Source organism: Massilia sp. UYP32, from assembly GCF_050434365.1.
GTDB lineage: Bacteria > Pseudomonadota > Gammaproteobacteria > Burkholderiales > Burkholderiaceae_D > Telluria > Telluria timonae.
Map to the genome: position 1 here is coordinate 223,423 of NZ_JBNDIK010000001.1, position 18,710 is coordinate 242,132.

General features: G+C 66.4%; 17 protein-coding genes. 9 read left to right on the forward strand and 8 right to left on the reverse strand.

What is annotated here, in order from left to right:
- Positions 1 to 12: 12 nt before the first annotated feature.
- Both prpF and ABIB42_RS01020 read left to right on the forward strand, forming a co-directional pair.
- Positions 13 to 1,203 (forward strand): 2-methylaconitate cis-trans isomerase PrpF, encoded by a 1,191-nt coding sequence (gene prpF, locus ABIB42_RS01015; protein ID WP_429247729.1) that lies wholly within the window; start codon positions 13 to 15, stop codon positions 1,201 to 1,203.
- 143 nt (positions 1,204 to 1,346) lie between these two features.
- A complete protein-coding gene (locus ABIB42_RS01020; protein WP_273028678.1) occupies positions 1,347 to 3,962 on the forward strand; it encodes a sensor domain-containing protein in 2,616 nt (871 codons plus the stop codon).
- Between the two features lie 65 nt (positions 3,963 to 4,027).
- On the opposite strand, the gene xth is transcribed toward ABIB42_RS01020, so the two are convergent.
- The gene (xth, locus tag ABIB42_RS01025; RefSeq protein WP_429247730.1) at positions 4,028 to 4,795 is read right to left on the reverse strand and encodes an exodeoxyribonuclease III; all 768 of its coding nucleotides are present in this window, start codon (positions 4,793 to 4,795) and stop codon (positions 4,028 to 4,030) included.
- A gap of 456 nt (positions 4,796 to 5,251) precedes the next feature.
- Between xth and ABIB42_RS01030 the strand changes: the two genes are divergently transcribed.
- The 3 genes from ABIB42_RS01030 to ABIB42_RS01040 all read left to right on the forward strand — a co-directional run bounded on the left by ABIB42_RS01030 (position 5,252) and on the right by ABIB42_RS01040 (position 6,341).
- Entirely contained in the window at positions 5,252 to 5,599 is a 348-nt protein-coding gene (locus ABIB42_RS01030) for a hypothetical protein (RefSeq protein WP_005669287.1), read from the forward strand.
- A gap of 10 nt (positions 5,600 to 5,609) precedes the next feature.
- Complete coding sequence (locus tag ABIB42_RS01035) at positions 5,610 to 5,816, forward strand: DUF1653 domain-containing protein (protein ID WP_005669289.1); 207 nt, start codon at positions 5,610 to 5,612, stop codon at positions 5,814 to 5,816.
- Between the two features lie 138 nt (positions 5,817 to 5,954).
- On the forward strand, positions 5,955 to 6,341 hold the full coding sequence (locus tag ABIB42_RS01040) for a hypothetical protein (RefSeq protein ID WP_184234426.1): 387 nt from the start codon (positions 5,955 to 5,957) through the stop codon (positions 6,339 to 6,341).
- A 60-nt stretch (positions 6,342 to 6,401) separates the two neighbouring features.
- Here ABIB42_RS01040 and ABIB42_RS01045 read toward each other — a convergent pair whose 3' ends face one another.
- Positions 6,402 to 7,895 carry a leucyl aminopeptidase gene (locus ABIB42_RS01045; RefSeq protein ID WP_005669292.1) on the reverse strand — a complete coding sequence of 498 codons (1,494 nt, stop codon included), beginning with the start codon at positions 7,893 to 7,895 and terminating at the stop codon, positions 6,402 to 6,404.
- A gap of 64 nt (positions 7,896 to 7,959) precedes the next feature.
- Between ABIB42_RS01045 and lptF the strand changes: the two genes are divergently transcribed.
- The 4 genes from lptF (at position 7,960) to ABIB42_RS01065 (ending at position 12,669) form a co-directional block, all read left to right on the forward strand.
- Positions 7,960 to 9,117, forward strand: a complete 1,158-nt coding sequence (lptF, locus tag ABIB42_RS01050; protein ID WP_429247731.1) for an LPS export ABC transporter permease LptF — start codon at positions 7,960 to 7,962, stop codon at positions 9,115 to 9,117.
- Complete coding sequence (gene lptG, locus ABIB42_RS01055; protein ID WP_005669296.1) at positions 9,114 to 10,298, forward strand: LPS export ABC transporter permease LptG; 1,185 nt, start codon at positions 9,114 to 9,116, stop codon at positions 10,296 to 10,298. The genes lptF and lptG overlap by 4 nt, the downstream gene beginning before the upstream one ends.
- Positions 10,298 to 10,681 (forward strand): sirohydrochlorin chelatase, encoded by a 384-nt coding sequence (locus tag ABIB42_RS01060; protein WP_005669298.1) that lies wholly within the window; start codon positions 10,298 to 10,300, stop codon positions 10,679 to 10,681. Before lptG ends, ABIB42_RS01060 begins: the two co-directional genes overlap by 1 nt.
- A 134-nt stretch (positions 10,682 to 10,815) precedes the next feature.
- Positions 10,816 to 12,669 carry a DUF4214 domain-containing protein gene (locus ABIB42_RS01065; RefSeq protein WP_429247732.1) on the forward strand — a complete coding sequence of 618 codons (1,854 nt, stop codon included), beginning with the start codon at positions 10,816 to 10,818 and terminating at the stop codon, positions 12,667 to 12,669.
- Between the two features lie 9 nt (positions 12,670 to 12,678).
- On the opposite strand, the gene cobA is transcribed toward ABIB42_RS01065, so the two are convergent.
- The 6 genes from cobA to ABIB42_RS01095 are packed head-to-tail and all read right to left on the reverse strand — an operon-like array spanning position 12,679 to position 18,674.
- Positions 12,679 to 13,395, reverse strand: a complete 717-nt coding sequence (gene cobA / locus ABIB42_RS01070; RefSeq protein ID WP_429247733.1) for a uroporphyrinogen-III C-methyltransferase — start codon at positions 13,393 to 13,395, stop codon at positions 12,679 to 12,681.
- A gap of 18 nt (positions 13,396 to 13,413) precedes the next feature.
- On the reverse strand, positions 13,414 to 14,730 hold the full coding sequence (locus tag ABIB42_RS01075) for a sulfate adenylyltransferase subunit 1 (protein WP_005669304.1): 1,317 nt from the start codon (positions 14,728 to 14,730) through the stop codon (positions 13,414 to 13,416).
- Complete coding sequence (gene cysD, locus ABIB42_RS01080) at positions 14,730 to 15,665, reverse strand: sulfate adenylyltransferase subunit CysD (protein ID WP_005669306.1); 936 nt, start codon at positions 15,663 to 15,665, stop codon at positions 14,730 to 14,732. Before cysD ends, ABIB42_RS01075 begins: the two co-directional genes overlap by 1 nt.
- Positions 15,666 to 15,695: 30 nt before the next feature.
- Complete coding sequence (locus ABIB42_RS01085; RefSeq protein WP_429247734.1) at positions 15,696 to 16,412, reverse strand: phosphoadenylyl-sulfate reductase; 717 nt, start codon at positions 16,410 to 16,412, stop codon at positions 15,696 to 15,698.
- An 11-nt stretch (positions 16,413 to 16,423) separates the two neighbouring features.
- Entirely contained in the window at positions 16,424 to 16,993 is a 570-nt protein-coding gene (locus ABIB42_RS01090) for a DUF934 domain-containing protein (RefSeq protein ID WP_312484584.1), read from the reverse strand.
- A complete protein-coding gene (locus ABIB42_RS01095) occupies positions 16,986 to 18,674 on the reverse strand; it encodes a nitrite/sulfite reductase (RefSeq protein ID WP_184234410.1) in 1,689 nt (562 codons plus the stop codon). Before ABIB42_RS01095 ends, ABIB42_RS01090 begins: the two co-directional genes overlap by 8 nt.
- Between the last annotated feature and the right edge of the window lie 36 nt (positions 18,675 to 18,710).

An 18,710-nucleotide genomic window follows, 5' to 3' on the forward strand; every position in this document is an offset into this window, starting at 1 on the left:
GAGAAGCGCACGATGTCCCACGTTCCCCAGATCAGGATTCCCGCGACCTATATGCGCGGCGGCACCAGCAAAGGCGTGTTCTTCACGCTGCAAGACCTGCCCGAAGCGGCGCGCGAGCCCGGCGCCGCGCGCGACGCCTTGCTGCAGCGCGTGATCGGCAGCCCCGACCCCTACGGCAAGCAGATCGACGGCATGGGTGGCGCCACGTCCAGCACCAGCAAGGCCGTGATCGTCGCGCGCAGCGCCCGTCCCGACCACGACGTCGACTACCTGTTCGGCCAGGTGGCGATCGACAAGCCCTTCGTCGACTGGAGCGGCAACTGCGGCAACCTGTCGGCCGCGGTCGGGCCGTTCGCGATCGCGAACGGCCTGGTCGACCCGGCGCGCGTGCCGCGCGACGGCGTCGCGGTCGTGCGCATCTGGCAGGCCAATATCGGCAAGTCCATCATCGCCCATGTGCCGATGACGGATGGTCAGGTCCAGGAAACGGGCGACTTCGAACTCGATGGCGTGACCTTCCCGGCGGCCGAGGTGCAGCTCGAGTTCATGGATCCGGCGGCCGAGGAAGAGGGCAGTGCCGGTGCGATGTTCCCGACCGGGAACCTGGTCGATGAACTGGACGTGCCCGGCGTCGGCGTCCTGCGCGCGACTATGATCAATGCCGGCATCCCGACCATCTTCATCGAAGCGGGTGCGGTCGGCTACGACGGCACCGAGCTGCAGGACGCGATCAATGGCGACGCGCGCGCGCTGGCCATGTTCGAGACCATCCGCGCGCACGGCGCGCTGCGCATGGGGCTGATCGCCAGCATCGAGGACGCCGGCAAGCGCCAGCATACCCCGAAGATCGCTTTCGTCGCGAAACCGGCGGGCTACCTGTCGTCCAGCGGCAGGCAGGTGGCGCAGGGCGACGTCGATCTGCTGGTGCGCGCGCTCTCGATGGGCAAGCTGCACCATGCAATGATGGGCACGGCGGCGGTGGCGATCGGCACCGCGGCGGCGATTCCCGGCACCCTGGTCAACCTCGCGGCCGGCGGCGGCGAGCGCAGCGCGGTGCGCTTCGGCCATCCGTCCGGCACCCTGCGCGTGGGCGCCGAAGCGGTTCACGAGGGCGGCGCCTGGCGCGTCGGCAAGGCCATCATGAGCCGCAGCGCGCGGGTCTTGATGGAAGGGCGGGTATGCGTGCCGGGTGACGCGTTCTGAAGCCCCGGGGCGGCATCGACGCGGTGTCGCTTTCTTGCCGCAAGCAGTTCAGTTGCAGGCCCATTTCGCGGTATGATGATCGCCCTTGTTGCCGCTCGGCAACCCAAGGCAACCATGAGCTTTAGCCGCGACAGCAACCACCGATGGATGGATTTTCGAACCTGCAATTAGCTGACGTTGCGCAGCCCCGTGGCTACGATGCGGACCCGGCGCAGCTGGCGGACCTGGCCGCCTTGCGGCGCATGGTGCGCGAGCAGCGCGCCGTGTTCGAGAACGCGCCGGTCGGCATCGCCGTCACCCAGCCCGACCAGATCCGCTCCTTCAACCCGCGCGCGGGCGAGATGTTCGGCTTCGCGCCGGAAGAAGTCGGCCGGATTTCGCCGATGGACGTGTGCATCTCGCCCGACGATTACCAGGACCTGATCCGCGAAGCGTTCGCGGTGCTGGCCCGGGGCGGCCTGTTCGAGAGAACCGAGCAGCAGTTCCGGCGCCGCGACGGCAGCACCTTCTGGGCGCGGCTGCGCGGCTGCGCGGTCGAACCGGGCAACCGCAGCGCCGGCACCATCTGGATCGTCGAGGACGTGACCGAGGCGCGCCAGGCGACGGGCGAGGTGCAGGCGATCATGACCAACGCCTCGATCGGCATCATGTTCACGCGCAACCGCGTGATCCGGCGCGCCAATCCCGCCTTCTGCCAGATGTTCGGCTACGGCGAGGGCGAGCCGATCGGGGTGTCCACGCGCGTGATCTACCCGGACGAAGCCGCCTATCGCCAGCTCGGCGCCGAGGCCTATCCGCAGCTGGCCCAGGGCCGGCCGTTCACCACCTCGCGCACCCTGGTGCGCAAGGACGGCACGCCGGCCTGGGTCCAGATGATCGGCTACCAGGTCAACGCGAAAGACCCCGACAAGGGCACGATCTGGATGCTCGAGGACCGCACCCGCGAGCGCAGCGACGAGCAATCGCTGCGCGAGGCGCTGATGGAAAACCGCGCCATCCTCGACAACGCGGTGCTGGGCATCGCCGTGGTCGAGGCGGGGCGCACCCTGCACTGCAACCGCAAGATGGAAGAGCTGTTCGGCGCGCCGCCGGGCGGCATGGACGGCATCGCGGTGCGCGCGCTGTATCCCGACCACGCCAGCTGGAAGGAGGCGCGCGAGCTGTCCGGACGCCAGTTCGCCCAGGGCCAGGCCCACATGGCCGAGCACGAGATGGTGCGGCGCGACGGCAGCCGCTTCTGGGCGCGCCTGTCGGGCCGCCTGTTCGACCTGGCGCAGGCGGGCGGCAGGAGCGTGTGGCTGGTGGACGACGTCACCGCCCAGCGCGAGGCGGCCGACGCCATCCTGCGCGCGCGCGACGAACTCGAGGTGCGGGTGGCCGAGCGCACCGCCGAACTGGCCGGCGCCAACGCCCTGCTGCAGGAAGAGATCAACGAGCGGCGCCAGGCCGAGGCGCGCGTGCACCACATGGCCTACCACGACAGCCTGACCGGGCTGCCCAACCGGGCCATGCTGTCCGAGCGGCTCGAGGCGGCGATGCGCGCCGTGGCCGCGGGCGACGCGCCGCACGCGGGCGCGAAGCTCGCCCTGATGTTCATCGACCTCGACCGCTTCAAGAACATCAACGACACCCTTGGCCACATGGTCGGCGACCAGCTGCTGCGCGACGTCGCCCTGCGCCTGGTGACGGCGGTGCGGCCCAGCGACCTGGTGGCGCGTCTCGGCGGCGACGAGTTCGTGGTGCTGATGCCGGGGATCGCCGGCGGCGACGATGCCGCCGAGGTGGCGGGGCGGATCATCGCCGCGCTGTCGATGGCTTGCCAGATCGACGGCCACTGCCTGCACATCTCGCCCTCGATCGGGATCGGCCTGTATCCGGACGACGGGGTCGACGTCGAGACCCTGATGCGCCACGCCGACGCCGCGATGTACCAGGCCAAGGCGGCCGGCCGCAACAATTACCAGTTCTTCACCGAACGCATGAACCTGGCGGCGGCGCGCCATTTCGAGCTCGAATCGAGCCTGCGCGGCGCGCTGGCGCGCGAGGAGTTCGCGCTGTATTTCCAGCCGATCATGTGCACCGAAACGCGCCGTCCGAGCGCGCTGGAAGTGCTGCTGCGCTGGCGCCGCGGCGGCGCGCTGGTGGGGCCGGACGAGTTCATCCCGATCCTGGAAGAGAGCGGCATGATCATGGAAGTCGGCGAGTGGGTGATCCGCAGCGCCTGCGCCCAGGCCGTGCAGTGGCAGCGCGAGGGGCTGGACGTGGTGCCGCTGGCGATCAACCTGTCGGCGCGCCAGTTCATGCACCAGGGCCTGGTCGACTCGATCCGCGCCATCGTCGCCGACACCGGGATCGCGCCGAGCCTGGTGGAATTCGAGATCACCGAGACCGCGCTGATGCAACACGGCGGCCAGACGCTGGAGATCCTGCGCCAGATCAACGCGATGGGGATGCGCCTGTCGATCGACGATTTCGGCACCGGGTATTCGAGCCTGGCCTACCTGAAGCGCTTCCCGGTACGCAAGATCAAGATCGACCGCGCCTTCGTGCGCGAGCTGGAGGCCAGCACCGAGGACCGCGCCATCGTGGCGGCGGTGATGGCGCTGGCGGGCAGCCTGCAATTGTCGGTGGTGGCCGAAGGGGTGGAGACCGAAGGGCAGTATGCCTTGCTGCGCTCCTTCGGCTGCCAGTATGCGCAGGGCTATCTGTTTGCGCGGCCGTTGCCGGCGGAGCAGGTGGCCAGGTTGCTGGCGGGGTGATTCCAGCGCACGCCGGGCGCGTCGGCGGGGAGCCCGCCAACCCTGCGCGCTACCGGGATAGGCACTTAATCCGTGAGTGTCGCCACCACCGGCGCGTGATCCGACGGCTGCTCCCACTTGCGCGTCTCGCGGTCGATATGGCAGGCGGTGCAGCGCTCGGCCAGCGCCTTCGACAGCAGGATGTGATCGATGCGCAGGCCGCGGTTGCGGCGGAACGCCATCTGGCGGTAGTCCCACCAGCTGTATTGCTTCTCGGGCTGTTCGAACAGGCGGAATGCGTCCGACAGGCCTAGGGCCATCAGTTCCTGCAGCGCGGCGCGCTCGGGCAGCGAGAAGTGGATGCGGCCTTCCCATTCGGCCGGGTCGTGCACGTCGCGCGCTTCGGGCGCGATATTGTAGTCGCCCAGGATCGCGAACTGCTCGTGCGCCGCCATTTCGGCCGCCACCCAGGTGCGCAGCGCGTCCAGCCAGGCCAGCTTGTACGCATATTTGTCGGAACCGACTTCCTGCCCGTTAGGCACGTAAGCGCAAATGAAGCGCACGCCCCGGATCGTGGCCGCCAGCAGGCGCTGCTGGGCGTCTTCATAATGCGGGTTGTTCCTGACCACATCCTCGATCGGGTGCCTGGACAGGATGGCCACGCCGTTATAGGTCTTCTGCCCGGAAAACGCGACCTGGTAGCCGGCGGCGTTCAGTTCGGCCAGGGGGAATTTGTCATCCGTGAGCTTGGTCTCCTGGATGCAGAGCACGTCGACCGGATTGGCGTGGAGCCATTGCAGAAGATGCGAGAGTCGGACTTTCAGGGAGTTAACATTCCAGGTAACTATTTTCATTGTTCTATGTGTGTCATGGTAGAGTGTTGGCTGTAACATACTGTCGTGCGGCCAAGTTGCTTGCCAACGAGCTATTATCACCGAGTTTGCGGTGTTCCATCGGGCGACCGCCCTCTCCAGGGAGAGAGATGCAGGCTGGTCCCTTGGTGAAATCGCAACAGGTGATAATAAAATTGATTAACAGATTGCCAAAGAGTATTGCTCCATTGCCGGGTCGGCGCTATAAACCAGATCAGTGGAGTTGATGTGAACGAACTCGGCAGTGTGAGTTTGTTGCTTTTCGGTAATAATAAAATTGCGTGAGGGCAACTTCCATTGTACCATTAGCGGGTCGTGAAACAGGTTCGGTCGGACCGCACAGTTGTCCAGGGCCATCGACACGCGGTAGTGGTACTATTGTGAAATATTCGGTTTCACGAGTTAATAATCCGAACGCAGATTTGAAAAAGGACAGAAATGCGCAGTGCATTTGAAGCGTGGGCCCAGCGTGAGGGTCATATTGTTCGCCGCCGCGAAGACAAGCCCGAGGAATACCTCGTTTTTGAAACCCAGCGCCGTTGGGTGATCTGGCAGGCAGCGCTGGCGCATGGCGCCAAGGCCGCCGCCGATGCCCCGTCGAAGTTCGCCAAGGATGGCGAGCAGAAGCCGGCGATCGCCCAGGACGAAGCAGCCGTGCGCAATCGCGTGCTGAACGAAGTGCTGGACGCCTTCAGCGAACTGGACGAAACCGCCGGCATGGAAGGCGTGCTCAAGGTCATCCAGGGCCTGAAGAAGAAGCAGAAGGCCGAGACCGAGAAGGCTTGACCTCGTCCGCATGCCGACGCGTTACCGTCATTACAAGGGTGGCATCTACGAGCTGGTGTGCGAAGCAGTGCTCGAAGCCGATCACACACCCGTGGTCGTCTATCGCGGCCAGGATGGTGTCGTGTGGGTACGGCCCCGTGACGCCTTCTTCGAGGAAGTGACGGTCGACGGCAAGATCCTGCCGCGCTTCACCCTGCTCGACGCGCCGCGCGCGTGAGTAGCGGGCAGGGCTTCAGTTACGGCGCACCCCTGCCGTTAACGAGGCATCTGCCTCTCGATGCTCGCCATGCCGTTTCCATTCCGCCCGTTTGCCGTCGCCGCTCTCGCCTTCCTTGCCCTGGGCGGATGCGCGACCATGTCCGATTTCCCCGTGCAGCAGCTCGAGGTGCGCGCCGTGCTCGATTACCGCGAGATCGGCGGGGTCGGTTGCATCCTCAGCAATGACGTCGGCCGCTGGTACATGATCGCGCCCGGGCGCGTGACCGTCACCCGCAGCAGCCAGCCGCTGTCGATCAGCTGCAAGAAGGGTTCGGCGGCCACCGCCGCCGAAGTGGTCCAGGCCAGGCTCGACACCGGCAACCTGATGGGCAACCTGGCCATCAGCGCGGGTCTCGGGTATTTCGTCGACCGCCATTCGGGGGCCGGGTATGGTTATCCGGCCATCCTGACCGTCGTGATGCAGCCGTCCGCGCCGCCGCCCGAGGCGGCGGGCGCGAATCCGCTCGAGACGCGGGTATTCTGACCCACCAAGTACAACGGCCCCGCAAGCGGGGCCGTCTTCGTTACACGCCTCAGGTGGCAATTACACTCGGTTCATCAGGAACGTGGTCAGCAGCGGCACCGGACGGCCGGTCGCGCCCTTGTTCGCGCCCGATTTCCAGGCGGTGCCGGCGATGTCCAGGTGGGCCCAGGTGTACTTGCGGGTGAAGTTCTCCAGGAAGCAGGCCGCGGTGATCGAGGCCGCGCCCGGGGTGCCGATATTGGCCAGGTCGGCGAAGTTCGACTTGAGCTGGTCGTTGTAGATCTCGCCCAGCGGGAAGCGCCAGGCGACGTCGCCGGCCTGCTTGCCGGCGTCCAGCAGCTCGGTCGCGAGCGCGTCGTGGGCGGCGTCGTCGCGGGTGAACAGGCCGCTGGTGTGGTGGCCCAGGGCCACGATGCAGGCGCCGGTCAGGGTCGCGATGTCGACCACGGCGGCCGGCTTGAAGCGCTCGGCGTAGGTCAGGGCGTCGCACAGGATCAGGCGGCCTTCGGCATCGGTATTCAGGATCTCGATGGTGGTGCCGTTCATCGCGGTGACGATGTCGCCCGGCTTGCTGGCGCGGCCGGACGGCATGTTCTCGCAGGCGGCGACGATGCCAACCACGTTGAGCTTCAGGCCCATCTCGCCGATGGCGCGGAAGGTGCCCAGCACCGAGCCGGCGCCGCACATATCGTATTTCATCTCGTCCATGCCTGGGCCGGGCTTGAGCGAGATGCCGCCGGTGTCGAAGGTGATGCCCTTGCCGACCAGGACCACCGGCGCGTCCTTCGCCTTGCCGCCGTTGTGCTTGAGGACGATAAACTTCGGCGCTTCGTCGCTGCCCTTGGCCACCGACAGGAAGCTGCCCATCTTGAGCGCTTCGAGCTGCTTGCGTTCCAGGACCTCGATGTCGAAGCCATAGTCGTCGGCCAGCTTGCGCGCGGTGGTGGCGAGGAAGGTCGGGGTGCACACGTTCGGCGACAGGTTGCCCAGTTCCTTCGTCAGGTTCATGCCGTTGGCGATGGCCGCGGCCTGGGTCAGGGCAGCCTTGTCCAGGCCGGCGCTTGGTGCGGCAACGACGATCTTGCGCACGCCGGCAATGGCCGGATCCTTCTTGCTCTTCTGGCCGTCGGTACGGAATTCCGCATCGCTGGCGCCGATCACCAGGGCGCGCAGCGCCCAGTTTGCGTCGCGCTCTTTCACGCTGTCGAGCGGGAATGCGATAATGGCGTCCGCCGCGCCCAGGGTGGAGAACACCTTCAGTGCGGCGGTGACGCCGGTGGCAAAGCTTTTCTCGCTGACGACTTCATCGGCGCCGAGGCCGACCAGCAGCACGCGGCTAGCTGCCACGCCGGCCACGCCGCGCAGCAGCAGGGTCGAACCCGGCTTGCCGCTGATGTCGCCCGACTTGAGCGCCGCGCTGATGTCGCCGTTCACATCGAGTGCTTTTGCCGCAGCCGACAGTTTCTTGTTTTCGTACACCGCAACCGCGATGCAGCCGGATTTCGCAGCGGCCAGGGTGTTTTTTGTGTCGAATGCTTTTATGCTAAAGTCCATTTGGTTCTCCGTTTCGATGTTTGGCGGCGGACTGCCTAATCTGCAATTATAACTACTCTATTGAATGATTTTCCGACGTTCCCTGCAACGTGAACTGGCGAGCGCCGCGGGCGCCACTTTCACGGTGCTGTTTTCCATCCTCGTCACCTGGACCCTGATCGCCATCCTCGGCCGGGCCGCGGGCGGCAAGGTGGCATCCGGCGACGTGCTGGCGCTGATCGTCTTCCGCAGCGCCGAGCTCTTGCCGATCATCCTTATCCTGACGTCCTTTATCGCGGTGGTCGCGACCATCACGCGCAGCTACCGCGATTCCGAGATGGTGGTCTGGTTCGCGTCGGGGCAATCCCTTCTTGGCTGGATCCGTCCGGTGCTCACGCTCGGCCTGCCGATGGTGGCCCTGGTCGGCGCGCTGTCCTTCGTCGTCACGCCCTGGGCCAAGATGAAGAGCGCCGAATTCGTCGAGCGCTTCCAGAAGCGCGAAGACCTGCAGCGGGTGGCGCCGGGCCAGTTCCGCGAATCCAGCTCGAGCGACCGCGTGTTCTTCGTCGAACGCAGCGCCGAGGGCTCGACCGTGGTGCAGAACGTGTTCGTCGGCGGCGTCGACGGCGACAGCCACTCGGTGGTGGTGGCCAAGCAGGGCGTGATCGAATCGGACGGCAAGGGCGGCCAGTTCCTGGTGCTCAGCAACGGGCGCCGCTACGAGGGCGTGCCGGGCCAGGCCGATTTCCAGACCATGGAATTCGAGCGCTACAGCATGCGCGTGGCGACCCAGGCGCCGATGATCGGCGCCGACGTGCCGGTATCGGCGCTGTCCACGCCGGCGCTGCTGGTCGCGCCCAACCGCTTTACCCAGGCCGAGCTGCTGGCCCGCATCGCGGCGCCGATCACCTGCCTCGTCCTGATGCTGCTGGCGATCCCGCTTGGCTTCGTCAATCCGCGTGCGGGGTCGTCGGCCAACCTGATCGTCGCGCTCTTGATCTTCTTCACCTATAACAACCTGGTGCGCCTGTCGGAGGCCAGCGTCAAGCAGGGCAAGCTCGCCTTCGCCATGGGTTGGTGGCCATTGCACCTGACTGCGCTGCTGGTAGTGGTGGGGCTGTTCGCATGGCGCCTGAACGTGAACCACCGTTATCATCCGCTGGTCCTGATCAGCGCCTTCAAGCGCCGCCGCCATCTGAAGAAAGCGCCGGTCGCCAAGCGCGAGGAGGCGCGCGCGGAATGAAAATCCTCCAACGCTATTTCGCCGTCAATATTTTCCAGGCGGTGGCCTTCGTGCTGGCCGCCTTCCTGGCCCTGGTCGCCTTCATGGACCTGACCAGCATCCTGCCGTCGGTCGGCAAGAACGACTTCGGCATGCAGCACGCCTTGTTGTACGTGCTGCTGCTGGTGCCGGGCAATGTCTATCAGGTGATGCCGGTGGCCGCCCTGATCGGCACCATCTATACGATGGCGCAATTCGCCTCGAGCTCGGAATTCACCATCATGCGCGCCTCGTCGATGTCGACCCGCCAGGCCGCCATGATGCTGTTCAAGATCGGCGCGGTATTCGTCCTGGTCGCCTTCGTGTTCGGCGAGCTGATCACGCCGCGCACGGCGCCGATCGCCGAACGCATGCGCCTGACCGCCAAGGGCGGTTCGGTGTCGGCCGAGTTCCGCTCGGGCATGTGGACCAAGGACAGCGTGCACGCGGACGGCGTGCGCGGCAACATCACCGGCTCGCGCTTCTTCAATGTGCGCCGCATCGCGGCCGACGGCCAGCTCGAAGACGTGCGCCTCTACGAGTTCGACAACAATATGCGCATGCGCTCGGTGGTCACGGCGGCGCGCGGCACCTATGGCGGCAACAATACCTGGCGCCTTTCCGACGTCACCGAGACCATGTTCGCCAATAGCCGCGAGCTGCCGGCGCCCGGATCAAAGGTCCCGGCCGGACAGACCATCCAGAGCACCTATGGCCAGGAAACGGCCTCGGTCTCGACCCGCAAGCTCGACAGCTATGTGCTCGTTTCCGAGATCACGCCCAAGATCCTGTCGGTGTCGCGCTCCGACCCCGAACGCATGTCGGCCGCCGAACTGGCCGTGTACACGCGCCACCTGGCCGAGAACCGCCAAGAGACCGAACGATTCAAGGTCGCGTTCTGGAAGAAGGTCATCGATCCGTTCTCGATCTTCGTGCTGATGGCGCTGGCGCTGCCGTTCGCCTACCTGCACACGCGCAGCGGCGGCGTCAGCCTCAAGATCTTCATCGGCATCATGATCGGGGTGAGCTTCCTGCTCATCAATTCACTGTTCTCGCACCTGGGCGTGCTGACCATCCTGCCGGCCTTCCTGACGGCGGTGGCGCCCAGCCTGCTGTTCCTGCTGATGGCGCTCGGGGCGCTATGGTGGGTGGAAAGGCACTGATGACGCATTCGACCCAGCGCGGCCTGGTCCTGTTCGCTCACGGCGCGCGCGCCGCCAGCTGGGCGGCGCCGTTCGAGCGCCTGCGCGACGCCACGCAGGCGCAGGCGCCCGATTGCGCGGTGACGCTGGCCTTCCTGGAACTGATGACGCCGAACCTGCCGGACACGGTGGCGGCGATGGTCGCGCGCGGCATCGCGCACGTCACCGTGGTGCCAGTATTCCTGGGGCAGGGCGGCCACCTGCTGCGCGACCTGCCGGCCCTGTGCGACACCATCCGCGCCGCGCATCCCGGCCTGAACCTGAACGTGGTCGGCGCGATAGGCGAAGACCCGGGTGTGCAACGCGCCATGACCGATTATTGCGTGGCAGCCCTCGGCAATTAATATTTGCCTTGTCGGCTTTATGTTCAAATAATATGTTGGTTTTCCGTCATAAAGCCGCATAATATTTAGCGTCGCCCTATCAGGAACAGCTTGCCTGGTGCATGATCGCCTGAAGTCTTCTTCAGGATATCCGCATGAGCACCGAACTCGACTACGCACCGGTCGGCATCGTCGACGACCGCGACACGCTGCTGACCACCCTGCACGACGGCGACATCGCCGCCACCTTGCGCGCCATCGACACCGGTCCGCTGACCGGCGGCCGTTGGGTCATCGACGGTCAGGCGCAGCCCGGCCTGTTCCGCATCGCCTACGATCCCGCGCTCGACACATCGGCGCGGCTGATCGTGGCGAATGCGGCCTCGCTCGAGGAAGGCCGCTCGACCTCGGTGACCGTGCACTACTACGACCACAATCAGCTCGACGCGCGCGGCAATCCCTTGCCCGGCCTCGGCATCGCCGAGACGCTGGTGTATGCGGTGGAGGCGGGACGCACGCAAGACCTGGCGGGCTTCGGCGCCGAGTTCGCGGCGGGCGCGAACGGCGCCGCGAGCGATCCGGCCATGACCACGCTGGCCGATGGCCGCCTGGTCGCCGTGTGGCAGGCGGGCAGCGCAGGTTTGACGGCCCGGATCGGCGATGTCGTGTCCGGGATCGGCGGCGCCGCGCGCGAGCCGGCAGTGGCGGCGCTCGCGGACGGCGGCTTCGTGCTCGCCTACGGCGTGGATGGCGGCATCGCCTACCGCATCGTGGGCGCCGACGGCGGCATCGGAGAAGCGCACAGGCTTGACACCGGCGCGCATGCGGACGCCGCCATGCCCGACCTGGCGTGTTTGCAGGACGGTTCCTTCGCCCTGGCCTGGCGCGAAGGCGGGCAGGTCGCGGTGCGCCAGTTCGAGCCCGATGGCGCGCCGCGCGGCGCCGTCGAGACCTTCGGCGCGCTTGGCACGGCCTACAGTCCCCAGGTGGTGGCGCACGGCGACGGCTACGCCGTGTCCTGGGGCGAGATCGGCGACGGCAACGTCTACCTGGCGCGCGCCGGCGCGGCCCCGGTCGCCGTGAATGGCGACGGCATGGCGGCCAGCGCCGGCACCGGCGCGCCGCTGCCCGGCATGACCGCGCTGGCGGACGGCGGCTTCGTGGTCGCCTGGGACAGCTATGCCAACAACCCCTTCGGCTTCGCCAGCAGCGACATTTTTTTCCAGCGCTACGACGCCGCCGGCCAGCCGGCGGGCGGCATCACCCAGGTCAACACCGACTTCAGCATCGGCGGTCGGTTCGACGCCCAGGTGACGGCGCTCGCCGACGGCGGCTTCGTCGTGGCCTGGCAGGCGGGCGACTTCGATGGCAACGGGATTGTCGGACGCCGCTTCGACGCCCGGGGCGAGGCGATCGACGCGCGCGAGTTCGCGATCAGCGAGCTGCGCCAGGGCGACCAGGCCGGCCCGGCGCTGAGCGCGCTGGCGGACGGCGGCTTCGCCGCGGCCTGGGTCGACACCCAGGCCGACGGCGCTGGACGGATAGAGACCCGGATCGAGATGCGGGTGCTGGCCGGCGCCGTGCCGGAGGCACAGGAGCAGCCGCAGGCGCTCAGGCTCGACATCGACGGCGTCGCCGGACAAGCCTACCGACTGTACGCGGCGGCCTTCGACCGCACGCCCGACCCGGCGGGGCTGGGCTACTGGATCGCCGCGATGGACCGGGGCGTGAGCCTGCAGGCGGTCGCCGCCGGATTCACGGGCAGCCAGGAATTCACCGACCTGTATGGCGCCCACACGAGCGATGCGCAATTCGTCGACCTGCTGTACCAGAACACGCTGCACCGCGCGCCGGATGCGGCGGGACGCCAGTTCTGGGTCGATGCGATGCAGGCGCATCACGCGCCGCGCGAGGAATTGCTGGTGCAGTTCAGCGAGAGCCCGGAAAACCAGGCGCAGGTGATCGGGTCGATCCAGGACGGGATCGCGTTCACGCCGTGGGGCGGATAAGGACCGGCGTCAGGCCTGGTGTTCGCGTTTGGCGAGCGCCTCGCCCATCATCACCAGCACCGGCCCGTGGCCCGGCTCCAGGCCGCGCGCCAGCTCGAGGAGCGTCAGGCGCAGGATGCGCTCGTCGGCGCGGCTGCAGTTTTCCACCACCACCACCGGCAGGTCGGGACGCCGGCCCTCGGCCAGCAGGCGCTCGGCGGTGGCGGCGGCTTCGCGCCCGCCCATGTACTGGACCAGGGTGTCGGTTTCGGGCAATGCAGGATGATCGGGTTCGTCCGGCGCCGTGCTCGAGGTGAAGAAGGCGACGCTGCGCGCCAGGCCGCGCTTGGTCAAAGGCTGCTTGGTCGCTGCAGCCGCGGCGACGGCGGTGGTGATGCCGGGGACGACCTCGACCTCGATGCCTTCAAGCTCCAGCGCGCGCAATTCCTCGTCGGCGCGCCCGAACAGCATCGGATCGCCACCCTTCAAGCGCACCACCAGCGCATGTTTTTTCGCGCACTCGACCAGTTGTTCGTTGATCAGGGTCTGCGCCGTCGAGCGCTGGCCGGAGCGCTTGCCGACCGAGATCTTTTCTGCGCGTGCGCACAACGCCAGCATCTCGGGCGTGACGAGGGCGTCGTACAGCACCACGTCGGCCTCGGCCAGCAGGCGCGCGCCGCGCACCGTGATGAGGTCAGCCGCGCCGGGACCGGCTCCCACGAGATATACCTTGCCCAGCGCCGCCATACAGTCCTCTTGTAACGATTACTCTTCGATGCGGATCATACCCGCTGCGACGGTCTGGTGGGTGACTTCGTCGATCAGGATGAAGGCGCCGGTGGCGCGGATGTCGGCGTAGGCGTCGGCCGCCAGCGGCTGCTGGACCGTCAGCTGCACGCGCGCGATGTCGTTCAGCTTCAGGCCTTCGGCCGGATGGCGCTGTTGCGTGTTCACGTCCAGGATGGTGTCCAGGCGCGCCACCTTGGCCGCGGTCTGGCGGGTGCCGTGCTTGATCCAGTACTTGCGGCGCAGGTCGAGCGGCTCGTCGGCCATCCAGCACACGTCGGCCGTCACTTGCTTGAGCAGGGTCGCCGGTTGCTCGCTGCCGGCCAGCATGTCGCCGCGCGAGACGTCCACGTATTCGTTCAGCACCAGGGTCACCGACTGGCCGGCCACGGCCGATTCGAGCGAACCATCGAAGGTGACGATCTCTTTCACCGTCGCGCTCTGGTTCGAGGGTTGCACGGTCAGCTTGTCGCCGACCTTGACCACGCCCGATTCGATGCGGCCCATATAGCCGCGGAAGTCGTTCGCCTCGTGGCCGTTGTGGCGCGCCACCAGCTGCACCGGGAAGCGGAAGGGCGCGGCGTGCGACTGGTCATAGACCGACAGCGACTCGAGCAGCTCGATCAGGGTCGGGCCTTCGTACCAGGCGAGTTTTTCCGAACGATCGACGACGTTGTCGCCGGCCAGCGCCGACAGCGGGATCGCGGTGATGTCCTTCAGGCCCAGCGAAGCGGCGAATTTCTCGTATTCGGCCACGATGCGCTCGTAGACGTTGCGATCGTAGTCGACCAGGTCCATCTTGTTGAGGGCCACCACCACGTGCTCGATCTGCAGCAGCTTGGCGATGGTCGAATGGCGCTTGGTCTGCGTCAGGAGCTGGACGCTGCCGTCGTCGCCCAGCTTCACCTTCGACACGTCGATCAGGATGATGACGGCGTCGGCGGTCGAGGCGCCGGTGACCATATTGCGGGTGTATTGCTCGTGGCCCGGGGTGTCGGCGATGATGAACTTGCGCTTCGGCGTGGCGAAATAACGGTAGGCCACGTCGATCGTGATGCCCTGTTCGCGCTCGGCTTCGAGGCCGTCGGTCAGCAGCGACAGGTCGATGGTGTCGCCCACGGTGCGCTTGTGCTTGGCGCGCGAGACGGCGGCCAGCTGGTCGGCGAAGATGCCCTTGCTGTCGTACAGCAGGCGGCCGATCAGGGTGCTCTTGCCGTCGTCCACCGAGCCGGCGGTGATGAAGCGCAGCAGGGTCGAACCGGCTTGTTGCTTGAGTTGTTCAGTCATGGCGTTCATCAGAAGTATCCTGCTTTCTTGCGTTTTTCCATCGAGGCTTCGGAAGTCTGGTCGTCCATCCGGGTCGCGCCGCGTTCCGTCACTTCGGTGACGGCGGTCTCGGCGATGATGCCGGCCACCGTATCCGCACTTGATGCCACCGGGCAGGTGCAGGAGATGTCGCCGACGGTCCGGAAGCGCACGGTGCGGTTTTCGACGGTTTCGCCTTCGCGCGCCGGGGTGAGCGGGGTCAGCGGCACCAGCAGGCCGTTGCGCGGGATGACGTCGCGCTGGTGGGCGAAATAAATCGACGGCAGCGCCAGCTGTTCGCGGGCGATGTACTGCCACACGTCCAGCTCGGTCCAGTTCGAGATCGGGAACACGCGCATGTTCTCGCCCGGGTGCACGCGGGTGTTATACAGGTCCCACAGCTCGGGACGCTGGGCTTTCGGGTCCCACTGGCCGAACTCGTCGCGGAACGAGAAGATGCGTTCCTTGGCGCGCGCTTTTTCTTCGTCGCGGCGGGCGCCGCCGATGCAGGCGTCGAAGCCGTGCTCGGCGATGGTCTCCAGCAGCGTGACCGCCTGGGCCGCGTTGCGCGAATCCGTCTGCGGATTGCGCAGGCGCACGGTGCCGCGCTTGATCGAGTCTTCGACGCTGCCGACGATCAGGCGTTCGCCCAGTTCAGCCGCACGCGCGTCGCGGAAGGCGATCACTTCGTCGAAGTTGTGGCCGGTGTCGATGTGCACCAGCGGGAAGGGGAATTTGCCCGGGCGGAAAGCCTTCTCGGCCAGGCGCAGCAGGACAACCGAGTCCTTGCCGCCCGAGAACAGCAGGGCAGGGTTGCTGCATTCGGCCGCCACTTCGCGCAGGATGTGGATCGCTTCCGATTCCAGCGCGTCCAGGTGGGCGGCGTTCACGTCGCTCAGTATTACGTTGTCGCTGATAGTTGTCATTGCTGTGCCTGTTCTTTTCTCGGTCGTGGCTCAAGCAGCCACGGATTTGATGCGAATAAGTTTGCCGTCCACCACGTGCAAGCCGCATTCCTTCGATTCCGGGTTTTCCCACCACCAGCGTCCGGCGCGCACGTCCTCGCCCGGCTGGATGGCCCGGGTGCAGGGCTCGCAGCCGATCGACGGATAGCCGCGGTCGTGCAGGGCGTTGTAGGGCACGTCGTTGCTGCGCAGGTAGTCCCAGACGTTCTGCTCGCTCCAGTCGGCCAGCGGATTGAACTTCTGCATGCCGTGCGCAGCATCGTCTTCCTGCACCGCCAGCTCGGCGCGCGTGCTCGACTGGGCGCGGCGCTGGCCGGTGATCCAGGCGCGCTTGCCGGCCAGGGCGCGGCCCAGCGGCTCGACCTTGCGGATGCGGCAGCATTCCTTGCGCATCTCGACGCTGTCGTAGAAGGCGTTCAGGCCGTGGTCGGCGACGTAGCGCTCGACCGCCGCGGCTTCCGGCCGGTACAGGGCGATATCGTAGTCGTACGCTTCCTTGATGCGCTCGACCATCGACAGCGTCTCGGCATGCAGGCGGCCGGTCTCGAGCGAGAAGATCGCGATCGGCAATTTCGCTTTCAGGATCAGGTCGGTCAGCACCATGTCTTCGGCCGCCAGGCTCGATGCGAACACGGCCGGCGTGAAGTCGCGGGCAATACGGGTCAGTATCGCGTGGGTTTCTTCCACGCGATGATGCAGGTCGCTCATGCTGGAAGCTCCTAGATGCCGGCGCCGACGTCGCGGTGTTCCGCCGGGGTGTCGCGCGAGTGTTCCCGTGAAGCCCGGCGGAACAGCGGGATCGGATTGTCGACCGTCGCCTGGTAGGTTTCCGAAAACACCGACAGGCCCTTGAGCGCGTCGTGGATGCTGCGGTCTTGCCGGGTGGCGTAGGCGTCGAAGCCGCAGCGCGCCATCTGGAACAGCTGGTCGCGCAGCACGTCGCCGATCGCGCGCAATTCGCCGGTCCAGCCCAGGCGCTTGCGCAGGTTGTAGGCGATCGAATAGCCGCGGCCATCGGTAAATTTCGGGAAGTCGATGGCGATCACCTGGAAGCGCTGCAGGTCGTCCTTCAGCACGGCCGCGCTTTCGTCAGGCGCCAGCCACACGCCCAGTTCTGCACGCTGTGCAAGCGCTTCACGCTGGGATTGCCACACGGTCAGCGGCACGATGATCTTTCCGGCCGGGACGTCGACGCTGTCGGCGGTTTGTCCCTCGTCGAGTTTCAGCACGCTCCAGTCGTCATCGACCACTTCGCGACCCTTGATGATCTGTGGGTGTCGGTCAAGCATAGTGGTCCTCTCCAACCAGTTCGCCCGCCGCGATCGGCGTGGCATAGACGTGTTCCTTGAATGGGGCGATCCCCAGGCGTTGCACGGTGTCGACGAAGCGCTCACCCTCGACGCGACAGCGGACATAGACTTCGAGCAGGCGTCCGATGACTTCAGGCATCTGCACCGCCGAGAACGACGGGCCGATGATCTTGCCGATGGCGGACTCGTTGCCCTGGGCGCCGCCGATCGACACCTGGTACCACTCGCTGCCGTCCTTGTCGACGCCCAGCACGCCGATATTGCCGACGTGGTGGTGGCCGCAGGCGTTGATGCAGCCCGAGATATTCAGTTCGATGTCGCCGATATCGTGCTGGAAGTCCAGGTCGTCGAAGCGCTCGGCGATGGCGGCGGCGATCGGGATCGATTTCGCGTTCGCCAGCGAGCAATAGTCGCCGCCGGGGCAGGCGATGATGTCGGTCAGCAGGCCGATGTTCGGCGTCGCCATGCCTTTCGACTTGGCCAGCTGCCAGACCTCGAACAGCTTGCTTTGCTCGACGTCGGCCAGCACCAGGTTCTGCTCGTGGGTCACGCGCACCTGGCCGAAGCTGAAGCGGTCGGCCAGCTCGGCCACGAAGTCCATCTGCTCGGCGGTGGCGTCGCCCGGCGGCACGCCGGTCTTCTTGAGCGACAGCACGACGGCGGCGTAACCCGGCACCTTGTGCGGCTTGACGTTGCGATGGAGCCAGTTGGCGAAAGCGCGGTTATCAGGTTGCGACGCAGCGACGTCGCTATCGGCCAGCTCGCGGTAGGCATGCGGCTGGAACCACTTGGCCACGCGGTCGAATTCTTCCTGGGTGAGCGTCTCGGGGCCATCCTTGAGGTCGGCCCATTCTTGTTCGACCTGGCGCGTGAATTCCTCGACGCCGAGGGCCTTGAGCAGGATCTTGATGCGGGCCTTGTACTTGTTGTCGCGGCGGCCGTGGGTGTTATACACGCGCATCACGGCTTCGGTATAGGTCAGCAGGTGCTGCCACGGCAGGAATTCGCGGATCACGCTGCCCAGGATCGGGGTGCGGCCCATGCCGCCGCCGGCCATGAACTTGAAGCCGACTTCGCCGGATTCGCTGCGCACGACGGTCAGGCCGATGTCGTGCACGGCGATCGCGGCGCGGTCTTCCAGGGCGCCGTTGATAGCGACCTTGAACTTGCGCGGCAAGGCCAGGAATTCGGGGTGGAAGGTGCTCCACTGGCGCAGGATCTCGGCGAACGGACGCGGATCGATGATCTCGTCGGCCGCCACACCGGCGTACTCGTCAGTGGTAATGTTGCGGATGCAATTGCCCGAGGTTTGGATCGCGTGCATTTCGACCGAGGCCAGGTCGGTCAGGATGTCCGGCGTCTGCTCCAGCTCGATCCAGTTGTACTGGATGTTCTGGCGGGTGGTGAAGTGGCCATAGCCGCGGTCGTACTTGCGGGCGATATGGGCGAACATGCGCACCTGGTCCGCCGACAGCAGACCGTACGGCACGGCCACGCGCAGCATGTAGGCGTGGCGCTGCATGTACAGGCCATTCTGCAGGCGCAGGGGCAGGAATTCTTCTTCCAGCAGCTCGCCGGAGAGGCGCCGGGCGACCTGGTCGCGATACTGTGCGATGCGCTCGCGCACGATGAGGTGGTCGTAATGGTCGTAGCGGTACATTAGCGGGGTCCGTATGGAGAGGCGGATGGTGTTCGC